Raw genomic sequence first — 13,000 nt, forward strand, 5'->3', positions numbered from 1 at the left:
AATGATATGCTATACTTAAAAAAGTTGGATGTTATTAGTATTTGCGGGAATAGCTCAGTTGGTAGAGCGCAACCTTGCCAAGGTTGAGGTCGCGAGTTCGAGACTCGTTTCCCGCTCCATCAAGTTAGTCTAAAATACAACAAAAAATTAAGGCGCGATGGCAGAGTGGTTATGCAGCGGACTGCAAATCCGTGTACGGCGGTTCGATTCCGCCTTGCGCCTCCATATAATATATTTAATTGATTATTAAAACAAAAACAATGAATCACATTGTATAATTAGTTATCTTAAATAACTTTAATTTGTGCAATATGTCATTACTATTTCGATCATACCCAATTATACGAAAAATACTATTTTCTTTGGACCCAGAGAAGGCTCATGAAATAACTCTTAAGAGCCTTGATTTCGCATACAAGTGTTCGTTAACCAGAAAAATTCTTAGTTACTCTCCTTCTTTACCGAAGAGAATCATGGGAATGAAAGTAAAAAATCCTATTGGTCTAGCTGCTGGTCTAGATAAAAATGGAGAGTATATAGATCCATTAGGTAATTTGGGATTTGGTTTTATGGAGATAGGAACAGTAACTCCTTACCCACAGTCAGGAAATCAAAAACCAAGGATGTTTCGTCTCCCTAAATCAGAAGCTATAATAAACAGGCTAGGATTTAATAATAATGGTATAAATAAACTGATATATAACGTAAGAAGAAGTAACTGGCGTAAAAATGGTGGTATTTTAGGTATTAATATTGGGAAAAATGCAATGACTCCAATAGAGTCTTCCGTAGAAGATTATTTAAAGTGCCTGAGTAGTGCATATAACTATGCTGACTATATAGCTATAAATATATCTTCGCCTAATACTGAGAAATTAAGATCATTGCAAGAAAAGGAAAATCTAGATAAATTATTATATAGACTTGTAGAAACACGTAAATCATTATCTGATATTTATCAAAAAAATACTCCACTAGCATTAAAGATATCTCCTGACTTGGACTTGTGTGATATTGATATGATATCAGATGCCCTTATTAGGCATAAAATCGAAGGAGTAATAACAACTAATACCACTGTATCACGAAAAAACATAGGTAATGATGTTTTTTCAGAAGAAAAAGGAGGCCTATCTGGATATCCTTTACATGAATTATCACTGAGTGTTCTAAATCGAATTAAGAAAAATGTAGGTGATGAAATAACAATTATTGGTACTGGTGGAATACTATCAGCAAAACAGGCCATAGAGAAAATAAGCTCTGGGGCTGATGCAGTTCAAATATATACAGGCCTTATATATAAAGGGCCGATATTAATCGAGCAATGTATAAACGCAATTAAAGATCTTTAATATAATTACAACAGAAAACTTAGTTCTTTATTTTAAGATCTAAGTACAATATTTTATTTAACCAAATGCTACTTTATCCAAATAAAGATAAGTTACTTAATAAAGAAAAAGACTGTTATCTAATACTTTGTTTCTGTGCTGACTGGTGCAACACATGTAGACAATATAAACAAAAACTATCAATACTATCAGATCAGCTTAAACGGCATATGTTTTATTGGATAGATATAGAAGATAATTACGAATTTATAGGTGATGAAGATATAATAAATTTCCCAACTCTGCTAGTACAAATAGATAAGAAAACTGTATTTTATGGAAATATAGATTCCAATATTGATCATTTAAGCATGGTAATAAAAACAATAAGTATTGATAGTAATCATATTAAGACAAAATTGCCAAATGTATGGAAAATGCTTGAATTATAAACTCTAATCATTTATAACCTCCCAGTTCCTCCAAGTAGTAATGCTATTTTATTTGCATTCTTAGTGGCATGAACATCTGACTTATTATAATCATGCGAAAGGCCGATTTTTTTTGTTTCGTTAACATCAAGAATAATTGGCTTCGCATATCTATTATTAGAGATATTCTTACTATTATAAAAAAGATCTAACCTGGGTATAATGCTTCTAGTGAACTTTTCTATTCCTAATAAATGAATCTCTTCTTCTGGATAGTATAAAGAAATAGCACTCCCTTCCTTGTTAGCTCTTCCTGTACGACCTATTCTATGAACATAGTCTTCAGGATTATGAGGTATATCGAAATTTATGACACAAGAAATACAAGCTATATCTAATCCGCGAGCAACAACATCAGTAGCAACCAAAATATCTAATTCACCTAATTTAAAATCGTTAAGAATTCTTATTCTCTCTTTTTGATTTTTATCTCCATGAATAGAATCAGCTCTGACATTATTCGATATTAAATAGCTAGCTAACTTGTTTGTAGCAATCTTAGTATTAGTAAACACTATAGCATGTTTCATTTTGACACTATGTATTAAGAATAGTATGGCTGCATATTTATCATTATTAGCTATTTTATAAGAAATCTGCTTAACTGTATCTGCTATAGAATTTGGAACAGTAACATCAGCCTCGACTGGGTTTTTTAAATATGTTAAAACTAATTTGCGCACATCTTCATTAAATGTAGCAGAAAACAATAGACTTTGTCTTTTCCTAGGGAGCATTCCAACTATTCTGTCAACATCTGGCATGAACCCCATATCAAGCATACGATCTGCTTCATCTAAAACCAATATGTCAACATTAATTAAAGAAACATTCTTCTGGCTCATATGCGCAATTAATCTTCCAGGAGTTGCTATCAATATTTCACATCCTCTATGCAACAAAACTTTTTGTTGCTCCAGATCAACTCCTCCAAACAATACTAAGCTACGTAACTCAGTATTCTTGCTATAAAGTTTTACACATTCATAAACTTGGTCAGCCAACTCTCTAGTAGGAACTAATATGAGCGAGCGTAATAAATGACGCGCTGGAGAAACACTATTGTTTGCAAAAGGTATTAGTCTATTAATTATTGGTAAAACAAAAGCCGCCGTTTTCCCAGTTCCCGTTTGAGCCGCACCAATAAAGTCAGAACCTGATAGAATATTAGGAATAGCAGATTCCTGAATTAAAGTTGGTTTTATATAACCTATCTCATCAAGAACTCTCAATATAGAATTATCTAATCCAAAACTCCTAAATGAGTTTAATTGCACATCTTTATCAAAAATACTAATTTGATTCATTAAAATACTTAATATATAAACAAAATAATAAAAATTATAAACAGTTGCTATGATGCATCATCATAATGCATACAAACAAAATATGCTTCTACAAGCAAACCTTATTCAATAATATGAAAAAATTTAAAATAGCTAGCTAATGTATAGTTAATTTGAATAAATCATATAATTCAGTTCACATAACTAAATTATATGATTCTAAAAAAACAAATAGAAAATTATTATATTTAATTTGATCATAAACATGATAACAAATTAAAATTGTTAAGGAAAAACAACAAATCACTACTATGAAACACTATTGATTAAAAAACAGGTTGAATATTACAATTCAATGTTGATAGATAGTTATTAATTTCAATAAGCCTTGTAGCAATAGAATTAGATGTTTAAAATTTTGCCATATAAATCATGACTGTTTATCATAATGACTATATTTATAACTTGATTTAATTAATGTATGTGTGACTCGTATCAGTTTATCAAACGTAGAAGCAGTTTTAAAAAATTACTACAGAATTACGGAAATACTGTAGCCATTATACCAAATTCCACAGAACACATACGAAATAGTAATATATATTACCATTACCAATCTAACTTGCTTAACAGAATTCAATGAGCCAAATTCATGCTTAATCATGATAATAAATACAGATAAGGGTATACTTTTCTGTATGCCAAATGATAAGCACAAAGAATTATGTGAAGGATCAGTAATTGGATCAGAAGCCACAAAACAATTATTTGATTTTAATCATGCATATTCCATAAATGATTTTGAAAATATTCTTCCTAAATTACTAAAAGAATGTAAATCAATATTTTTAGAGATAAGTCGTCTTTATGTGGGAAAAAATTAAATTTTTTCTTGTCTTAAAAAACACTCAAAAAAATAATAATAAATATATTAACTTAATGGATATAAGGCATACACTATCTGAAATGAGATTGATCAAGGATAGTAGTGAGATAAAGAAAATGAAACAATCTGCTAAAATTTCTGCAAATGCACACAAAGAAATTTTACAGTACTGTAGGTATGTATGAATATGAGCTAGAAGCTAAATTACTTTATGAATTTAATAAGAATGGAGCCAGGGAAGTATCTTATAAGTCAATTGTTGTCTCAGCGGAAAATTCATGTGCTCTACATTATTCAAAAAATAACTCAATTGTTAGAAATGGAGATCTAGTTCTGATTGATGCTGGCTGTGAATTAGATAATTATGCTTCAGATATTACCAGAACATTCCCTGCTAATGGAAAATTTAGCTCGTGTCAACTTAATCTATATGAAATAGTACTAGAAGCCCAAAAGGCAGCCATAGAGAAAGCTATAGCTGGAAATAATTTCAGACAACCTCATGAGGAAGCATTAAAAATTATAGTTCAAGGATTAATTGATGAAAAAATTCTTAATGGGGGATTAGATGAAATCATAGAAACAGAAGAATATAAAAACATCTTCCCTCACAGTACAAGTCATTGGATAGGTATAGATGTACATGATGTTGGCAATCTATCTATACAAATCAAATGGAGATAGTAAAATATTGATAATATTAGATCCCGGTATGTTGTTAACAATAGAACCTGGAATATACATAAGGCCATCTGATAAAATACCTAGTATATTTTGGAATATAGGCATTAAAATAGAAGATACTATATTAGTAAACAATGAAGGAAACGAGATTATTTCACAAAACGCTCCAGTTAATCCAGTTTCAATAGAAAACATAATGCATGGCTAGAAATTACACAAAAACTACACTTTCAGAACTAAAATGAACAAAGAATTTGACATAGCAATAGTAGGATCTGGCATTACTGGAAGCACATTAGCTGTATTGCTATCTAGATTAACAAAAAATCCATCCAGAATAGCTTTAATACAGAAGATTGAAATTAAACATGAACCAATTAAGAAAAAAAATATACCAGATGTCCTAGCTCTAAGCTACGATAGCAAGTTATTGTTGGAGAGCATAGATGCTTGGCCAAAAGAAGCATCTGTTATAAAAACAGTACATATCTCTAAATTTAATAAATTTGGCAAATTACTATTAAAAAATACAGATATCAATGTAGATCAACTAGGAAGTATAGTTAGCTATGATAATCTTCAAAAAACACTAGATAAATTAGTAATAGAAAGTGGCGTATCACTGGTACATGGTGATAACATTGATATTATTAAAAGAAATGGTCTATATCAAGCACAAGTAGACGGGTTATTATTAAAATCTACAATTGTAGTACAAGCTAATGGAATAAACTGTAATGACATTGAGAAAAAATACTATCAAAGAGCCTTATTAACAACGATCAAGGTTAGATCAGATAATCATGAAAACAGATGGGCATGGGAACGTTTTACTGATACTGGCTGCATAGCTCTATTACCAACACCACAAAATTTAGATCTCTATTCAGTGGTTTGGTGTGACAAAATAAAAAACATAGAATGTTTAAATAATATGACACATAAAGAATTTTCAATATCAATAAAGAAATTCCTTGGAGGATTATTGGGGGATGTATCAGCTGATTTCGAGAGAAACACTATACCATTATCCTTAAAGATAAAGAAAAGTCTAAATGATCTAAATTTAGTTACTATAGGGAATGCGGCTCAAACTATACATCCTATCGGAGGACAAGGGTTAAATTTGGGACTAAGAGATGTCGGATGTCTCGCTAGAAGTATTGATAGATGGCTAGATAATCAAGCAGAAACTATTACCATATTAAATAAATTTAATAACCAAAGATTCCCAGATAGAATTGTAACAATAGGTATTACTGATATATTGACTAATATCTTTAGTAGCAGAATAAGTTTAATACAAAAAATGTTTGGCATTTCACTATCCGTAATTGATTTAATAAAACCTCTAAAAAGATCCATTATAAGGCAACTTATAATGGGTATAAAAATATAATTAGCTAACTGGAATTATTTATTAAGTTATTACAGCGAAAATATATTATTTAAAATATGATATATTCTGTACATGGTAGTTTAAGTATTGAAAGTTTTTATTGTTAACTAAATCAATAAATTACTCACGTTAAAAATAAGATAATATAAAGTATACTAGCAAGGCAAATATAATTTGTAATCTTAAGGACCAATGCCAGTAATATTAACCATAATTTTTACTAAATGAATAAACAAGATGTTTTTGAAGAATGTGTACGTATAAGCTTAGCACGCTATATGAGTGACTTGGGGGACTCTAAACCTAATGATTTGTTAAAAATGGTTATCTTATGTGTAGAAAAGCCAGTTATAGAAGTAGTCTTACAAAAATCTAACAATAATCAATCTAAAGCAGCCAAGATGCTTGGAATTACTAGGAGTACTTTAAGGAAAAATTAATTCTGCATCAAATAAAAATATAATTTTTTCAGTATCTCTATGGGCGTTACTATAGCTCATGAGAAATTATTCTATTAAATCTACTTGACACTATACTATGAAAATTGAAACTGCCCTTATATCTGTTTCTAATAAAACAGGAGTCGTTGAATTTGCTAAATCTTTAATATCTAGGAATATTCGTGTATTCTCAACCGGAGGCACATCCAAAACATTAAGAGATGCTGGATTAGAAGTTATAGAAGTATCTGAATATACAGGATTCCCCGAAATTTTAGATGGTCGGGTTAAAACACTGCATCCTAAGATTCATGGTGGATTATTAGCTAGGCGTGATAAAGAAGAACATATCAATACTATTAAAGAATATGGTATAAGTAAAATAGATATTCTTGCTGTTAATCTGTATCCATTCAATGAAGCTATATCCAAAGAAGGGTGCTCGTTCTCAAATGCAATAGAAAATATTGACATTGGTGGTCCAGCAATGCTACGTGCTGCATCTAAAAATCATGGGAATGATATTGGTGGTGTAACAGTAATAGTTGATCCAAGTGATTATGATAGAGTAATTAATGAAATAGACAAAAAAGGCAATACTTCATATGAACTACGTCTGGCTTTGGCTACAAAAGCCTTTGCACATACTTCGGCATATGATGGATCGATAACAAACTATCTAAGTAGCTTATCAGAGAAAACACCAAAACATGATAAAGCTCCTAATAGACAAAAATGGCCAGAAATTATAACAATACAAGCAAGAAAACAACAATCATTAAGATATGGGGAAAACCCTCATCAAACTGCATCATTCTATGTTGAAGAAAATGTTGGCCAAGGATTGCTAAGTAATTATCAACAAATACAAGGCAAGGAGCTATCCTTTAATAATATTTCCGATGCAGATGCAGCATGGGAGTGTGTTCGAAGCTTCGATAAACCTGCTTGTGTAATTGTGAAACATGCAAATCCATGTGGGGTTGCTATTAGTCATAATATAATAGAGGCTTATAACAAAGCATTTAAAACAGATCCAACATCTGCTTTTGGAGGCATAGTAGCATTTAATAAAAAAGTTGACCTAGAAACTGCTAGAAAAGTAATCAACAATCAATTTTTAGAAGTATTATTGGCCCCAGATTTTGATAATGATGCTATAAATGAATTATCATTAAAACAAAACATAAGAGTTTTGAAAGTACCAATAGGTAATAGTACAAATAATTTCGATGCAAAGAGGATTGGTGGGGGATGGTTGCTACAGACACCTGATAGTCATGATTTGTTTATAGATGATATTAACATTGTTACTAAAAGAAAACCAACAAAAGAAGAAATTGATGACTTAGTATTTGCCTGGAATGTGGCGAAATTTGTCAAATCAAATGCAATTGTTTTTGCTAGTAAAGGCATGACATTAGGTATCGGGGCTGGGCAAATGAGTCGTGTAGATTCTGCTCGCATAGCATCTATAAAAGCAGTTAATTCAAAATTAGATCTAAAAAACTCTGTTGTAGCTTCAGATGCATTTTTTCCTTTTCGTGATGGATTGGATGTGATAGTGGCATCAGGTAGTACTTGTGTAATACAACCAGGCGGCAGTGTAAGAGATGATGAGGTTATAGATGCTGCTAATGAACATGGTATAGTCATGGCTATGACTGGAATAAGGCATTTTCGTCATTAATGAGAGTTATTGGTATTGATCCTGGTCTTAGAAGAACAGGGTTTGGTATAATAGATCAAAATGGTCAAAGCGTAAGGTATATAACTAGTGGCACCATAATAGTACCAACTAATATACCTCTAGCTGAAAGACTTAAGGTGATTTTCGATAACTTGAATCAAGTTATCGAGGAAACCAATCCTTTAGTAGCAGCTATGGAAATAATTTTCATGAATACCAATCCAGCTACAACACTTTTACTAGGCCAGGCTAGAGGTGCTGCTTTGTGTGCAATAGCTAATAATGATATAAAAGTTTATGAATATACTGCATTACAAATAAAAAAAGCTGTTGTTGGAACAGGTAGAGCTGCGAAAAATCAAGTTCAGATGATGGTTCAACGATTACTATCTCTAAATGGACTACCTTCTCCTGATTCGGCTGATGCTCTATCATGTGCTCTATGCCACTCAAACATAAACCAATTTAGAAAAATTACAAATAATTCACAATACAAGGATATTAATGATAAAGATAAAACAATTAAAAACGGAAGATTAATTTAAAAAATATCAATATGATAGAAAGAATCACAGGCAAGTTATTAGACAAAAGCACAAATAGTATTTGTATAGATGTTAATGGTATATGTTATGAAATAGAAACAACTGCTAACACTATTAATTCTCTTCCAGATATTAATGAAAAATTAACCTTATTCACCCACCTATTAATACGTGAGGATGCCCATATATTATTTGGCTTTAACGATCATAGTACTAGGAATACTTTTCGTCTTCTAATTAAAACAGCTGGAATAGGAGCTCGCACTGCTTTATCAGTTCTATCTACCCTATCAGTTGACGAATTATTAAATTCTATAGTGATGCAAGATCCATCAATTTTGACTAAAGTTCCAGGTATAGGACAAAGAACAGCAGAGCGTTTGCTTCTAGAACTTAAGAATAAAATAAAATCAGAACCTGGGATGAGCTCGTTACAAACACCTCCTCAACATCATTCTGACCTTATTAATGCACTAGTGTCATTAGGATATTCATATAAAGAAACAATGAAGATAATTAATTTTGTTCCAGAGAATCTTACTATATCTGAAAGCATAAAATACGCGCTGAAATTACTAAGCTCTGGTTGATCCAGTCTAGAATGAAAGCACATTATAATCCATAGATATTTTTAATTACTAAACATGGCAATTAAGCCCGACTATCTTGCTCATACTACTAAAACGCACAGTAAAATACTGGAGCCCACAGCGCCTAGTGGCGAAGAATCTATTGAGCGCGCACTAAGACCAAAAAATTTCTATGAATATATTGGTCAAAGAAGAACTTGCGATCAATTGGAAATATTTATAAAAGCTGCTCGCAATAGAAAAGAATCATTGGATCACACATTATTATTTGGACCGCCTGGATTAGGGAAAACTACCCTTGCGCATATAATAGCACATGAGATGGGAGCTACGCTAAGGCAGACTTCTGGTCCTGTGTTGGAAAGACCAGGAGACCTAGCAGCAATACTAACAAACATGGAGAAGAATGATGTTTTATTTATTGATGAAATACATAGGCTATCTTCAGTTGTAGAAGAAATTCTTTATCCTGCTTTAGAAGACTTTCAAATAGATATTCTAATAGGTGAAGGACCATCTGCAAGAAGTGTTAAATTAGATCTTCAACCATTTACATTAATAGGAGCTACCACTAGAGCAGGCATGCTAACAAATCCTCTGAGAGATAGATTCGGAATTGTATCAAGACTTGAGTTTTATACTCCAGAAGATCTTTCTAGTATTATTTCTAGAAGTGCTAAGTTATTGAAAACAAATGTTACCATGGAGGGGTCGGAAGAAATTGCTCGAAGATCACGAGGTACACCAAGAATAGCAAATAGACTGTTAAGGCGTGTACGTGATTATGCTGAAGTTAAAGCAGAAGGTATTATAAATAATGTTGTGGCAAGCCAGGCTTTATCAATGTTAGAAGTTGATCCAAATGGACTAGATCTTATGGATAGAAAACTATTGGAAGCTATCGTTTATAAATTTGACGGAGGACCTGTCGGAATTGACAGTATTGCAGCATCTATAGGAGAAGAAAAAGATACTATAGAAGATGTCATAGAACCTTATCTAATACAACATGGATATATACAAAGAACACCACGTGGCAGGATAGCAACATCCATAACTTGGAATCATTTAGGACTACATCAGCTAAACCCTTCTCAGCAAAAAAATATATTTTAACTAAGCATTTAACAGTAAATCTTAACCAAACTTAACTACTAATTAATAAAATTTAAATAAATGACTACTATTGAAAATAACATGTCATCGCAGAATTTTTTGCGTCGAATAATAGAAGAAGATATTAATTCAGGAAAACTAGATAAAAGACTATGGTCAGGGATACCTGGGCCAAATAGTTTACAAAAAAATATCAATAAAATTGATTCTTCATCAATCAGAACAAGGTTCCCTCCAGAACCTAATGGTTATTTACATATAGGACATGCAAAAAGTATATGTATAAATTTTGGATTAGCAGAACAATATAACGGATCTTGTCATTTGAGATTTGATGATACTAATCCTGATAAAGAAAATAATGAATATGTAGAATCAATAATAGAGGCGGTTAAATGGCTAGGTTTTAAATGGAGCAGTGATAATCAGAATAATTTATACTTTGCAAGTGATTATTTCAATTATATGTATGAGTTTGCAGAAGAATTAATAAAAAATAACTATGCTTATATTGATGAACAAAATGAAAATGAAATTAAGGACAATAGAGGAACATTAACTAATCCAGGCATAGAATCTCCTTGGCGCAATAGACCTTCTGATGAGTCTCTAATATTGTTTAGAAAAATGAGGAATCAAGAATATCCAAATGGTAGTCTTGTATTGCGCGCAAAAATAGATATGAAATCGCCAAATATAAATATGCGTGATCCTGTTATGTATAGGATACGTCACTCATCTCACCATAGAACAGGTTCTCAATGGTGCATTTACCCAATGTATAGTTGGGCGCATCCCGTCGAAGATGCTTTGGAAGGTATTACTCATAGTATATGTACATTAGAATTTGAAGATCAAAGACCATTATATGACTGGTTCCTAGAAAAATTAAAAGAAATAGGAATTTTTGAAGATCCTCTTCCTCATCAATACGAATTTTCAAGATTAAATTTAAGCTATGTAGTTACTAGCAAAAGGAAATTGTTAACTCTTGTAAAAGAAGGATACGTTGACGGATGGGATGATCCTAGGCTGCCAACAATATTTGGCCTGCGCCGAAGAGGATATACTCCTAGATCAATAAGACTATTTTGTGAGAGAATATCTGTATCAAAATCAGATTCTTTGATTGATTATAGTGTTTTAGAACAAGCTTTAAGAGATGATCTAGATATGATAGCAACCAGAGCTATAGCAATCCTGAATCCTTTAAAATTAATAATTGCAAACTATCCAGATGATCATTCAGAAATCTGTTATGCTCCTATCAATCATCATGATAAAAATCTTGGTTATCGAAACTTCTCTTTTCATAAAGAACTATGGATAGACAAGGATGATTTTCAAGAGGAACCTCAAAAGAATTATTTTCGATTATTTCCTGGAAATCTAGTGCGTTTAAAATATGGATATATTGTTAGATGTACTGGTTACAAAAAAGATAATGATGGAAATATTATAGAAGTGTATGCAGAATATTTGCCAGATACAAAAAGTGGAACTGACGGTGCTAATAAGATTAAGGTTAAAGGGACCATAACATGGTTATCCTCAACAGAAGCTAAAGAAGTAACAATCAATCTATATGAACATCTTTTTAATAGACCAGTTCCAGATAATGAAGGAAGTAATTTTATTAATTATATAAATCCCAACTCCAAAAAAACTATTAGGGCTTTATTAGAACCAAACACAATAAACCGAGATATCAAAACATGGCAATTTGAAAGGCTTGGATATTTTATTATGGATAAAGATAGTACTAATGAAAATATAATAATCAATCGAATTGTGACTTTGAAAGACTCTTACATAAGAAATTAAATGATAACAAAACCATCTAAAATAGATTGTAAAAGCGCCAATATCATAGCTCCAAAACTGATATTACAGGATAGTAATGATGATTTGTATATTTCTATCAAGACTTATTTAGAGAATTCTGGAGATTTCTTCAAAAATGAATATATTATTATCGATGTTAGTCTATTAACAGAATCATTAAATTGGAATGTTTTGATAGATATACTAAAAAAACATAATATTAATATACTAGGAGTACTGGCAAATGGAGATAATTTATTATCAGCTCTAAATATAGGATTAATAAATTTATCATCTAACAGAGAAAGTATAAATTATTCAAGTGGCTCTGATTTTAATAAAAAAATAGAAAATAGGAAATTTGAACCATTATTGGTAGATAAACCATTAAGATCAGGACAGAAAATATACGCGAATAATACCGATCTTATTGTAATTGGAGTAGTAAGTCCTGGAGCAGAAATAATAGCAGATGGTAATATTCATGTTTATGGACCTCTACGAGGCAAAGCAATAGCTGGAGCTAACGGAAATACTGATTCTCGTATATTCACTACACAATTTGATGCTGAACTATTAGCTATTGCTGGAATATATAAAATATTCGATAATAACATTAATGGTGACATGTATAATAAAAAGCTATTTGCCAAACTACATAATGAGAAAATTTCAATCAAGTTATTATAAAAACTAGAAAATATTTTATCTGCTT

Annotated in this window: 14 protein-coding genes and 2 tRNA genes; 15 read left to right on the plus strand and 1 reads right to left on the minus strand. The window is 31.3% G+C overall.

All coding sequences use genetic code 11. The features are described from left to right. Positions 1 to 43: 43 nt before the first annotated feature. From ST1E_RS02750 to ST1E_RS02765, 4 genes are all read left to right on the plus strand, one after another. Positions 44 to 119: transfer RNA gene (locus ST1E_RS02750), tRNA-Gly, on the plus strand. 32 nt (positions 120 to 151) lie between these two features. Continuing rightward, positions 152 to 225 (plus strand) — tRNA-Cys (locus ST1E_RS02755). Between the two features lie 86 nt (positions 226 to 311). Next, the gene (locus ST1E_RS02760; protein ID WP_015389720.1) at positions 312 to 1,355 is read left to right on the plus strand and encodes a quinone-dependent dihydroorotate dehydrogenase; all 1,044 of its coding nucleotides are present in this window, start codon (positions 312 to 314) and stop codon (positions 1,353 to 1,355) included. 65 nt (positions 1,356 to 1,420) lie between these two features. Then, the gene (locus tag ST1E_RS02765) at positions 1,421 to 1,786 is read left to right on the plus strand and encodes a thioredoxin family protein (RefSeq protein WP_015389721.1); all 366 of its coding nucleotides are present in this window, start codon (positions 1,421 to 1,423) and stop codon (positions 1,784 to 1,786) included. Between the two features lie 11 nt (positions 1,787 to 1,797). On the opposite strand, the gene ST1E_RS02770 is transcribed toward ST1E_RS02765, so the two are convergent. After that, complete coding sequence (locus ST1E_RS02770) at positions 1,798 to 3,132, minus strand: DEAD/DEAH box helicase (RefSeq protein ID WP_015389722.1); 1,335 nt, start codon at positions 3,130 to 3,132, stop codon at positions 1,798 to 1,800. Positions 3,133 to 3,773: 641 nt separating this feature from the next. Between ST1E_RS02770 and ST1E_RS03935 the strand changes: the two genes are divergently transcribed. The 11 genes from ST1E_RS03935 (at position 3,774) to minC (ending at position 12,975) form a co-directional block, all read left to right on the plus strand. Continuing rightward, positions 3,774 to 3,995: an aminopeptidase P N-terminal domain-containing protein gene (locus tag ST1E_RS03935; RefSeq protein ID WP_148283600.1), complete on the plus strand. Its 222-nt coding sequence runs from the start codon at positions 3,774 to 3,776 to the stop codon at positions 3,993 to 3,995. Positions 3,996 to 4,141: 146 nt separating this feature from the next. Then, on the plus strand, positions 4,142 to 4,681 hold the full coding sequence (locus tag ST1E_RS03940; protein WP_148283601.1) for a M24 family metallopeptidase: 540 nt from the start codon (positions 4,142 to 4,144) through the stop codon (positions 4,679 to 4,681). Between the two features lie 28 nt (positions 4,682 to 4,709). Further along, positions 4,710 to 4,889 (plus strand): hypothetical protein, encoded by a 180-nt coding sequence (locus ST1E_RS03990; RefSeq protein WP_407636390.1) that lies wholly within the window; start codon positions 4,710 to 4,712, stop codon positions 4,887 to 4,889. Positions 4,890 to 4,922: 33 nt separating this feature from the next. After that, positions 4,923 to 6,080: an FAD-dependent monooxygenase gene (locus tag ST1E_RS02780; protein WP_015389723.1), complete on the plus strand. Its 1,158-nt coding sequence runs from the start codon at positions 4,923 to 4,925 to the stop codon at positions 6,078 to 6,080. A 224-nt stretch (positions 6,081 to 6,304) separates the two neighbouring features. Further along, positions 6,305 to 6,520, plus strand: coding sequence for a helix-turn-helix domain-containing protein (locus ST1E_RS02785; protein ID WP_015389724.1), 216 nt, complete (start codon positions 6,305 to 6,307; stop codon positions 6,518 to 6,520). A gap of 97 nt (positions 6,521 to 6,617) precedes the next feature. Beyond that, positions 6,618 to 8,210 carry a bifunctional phosphoribosylaminoimidazolecarboxamide formyltransferase/IMP cyclohydrolase gene (gene purH, locus ST1E_RS02790; protein WP_015389725.1) on the plus strand — a complete coding sequence of 531 codons (1,593 nt, stop codon included), beginning with the start codon at positions 6,618 to 6,620 and terminating at the stop codon, positions 8,208 to 8,210. After that, complete coding sequence (ruvC, locus tag ST1E_RS02795; RefSeq protein ID WP_015389726.1) at positions 8,210 to 8,755, plus strand: crossover junction endodeoxyribonuclease RuvC; 546 nt, start codon at positions 8,210 to 8,212, stop codon at positions 8,753 to 8,755. The genes purH and ruvC overlap by 1 nt, the downstream gene beginning before the upstream one ends. An 11-nt stretch (positions 8,756 to 8,766) precedes the next feature. Beyond that, positions 8,767 to 9,345, plus strand: coding sequence for a Holliday junction branch migration protein RuvA (gene ruvA / locus ST1E_RS02800; protein ID WP_015389727.1), 579 nt, complete (start codon positions 8,767 to 8,769; stop codon positions 9,343 to 9,345). Positions 9,346 to 9,399: 54 nt separating this feature from the next. Beyond that, positions 9,400 to 10,461 carry a Holliday junction branch migration DNA helicase RuvB gene (gene ruvB / locus ST1E_RS02805; RefSeq protein ID WP_015389728.1) on the plus strand — a complete coding sequence of 354 codons (1,062 nt, stop codon included), beginning with the start codon at positions 9,400 to 9,402 and terminating at the stop codon, positions 10,459 to 10,461. Between the two features lie 60 nt (positions 10,462 to 10,521). Beyond that, entirely contained in the window at positions 10,522 to 12,285 is a 1,764-nt protein-coding gene (locus ST1E_RS02810) for a glutamine--tRNA ligase/YqeY domain fusion protein (RefSeq protein ID WP_015389729.1), read from the plus strand. Then, positions 12,286 to 12,975 (plus strand): septum site-determining protein MinC, encoded by a 690-nt coding sequence (gene minC / locus ST1E_RS02815; protein WP_015389730.1) that lies wholly within the window; start codon positions 12,286 to 12,288, stop codon positions 12,973 to 12,975. Positions 12,976 to 13,000 lie beyond the last annotated feature (25 nt).

This window comes from Candidatus Kinetoplastibacterium galatii TCC219 (genome assembly GCF_000340905.1).
Lineage (GTDB): Bacteria > Pseudomonadota > Gammaproteobacteria > Burkholderiales > Burkholderiaceae_B > Kinetoplastidibacterium > Kinetoplastidibacterium galati.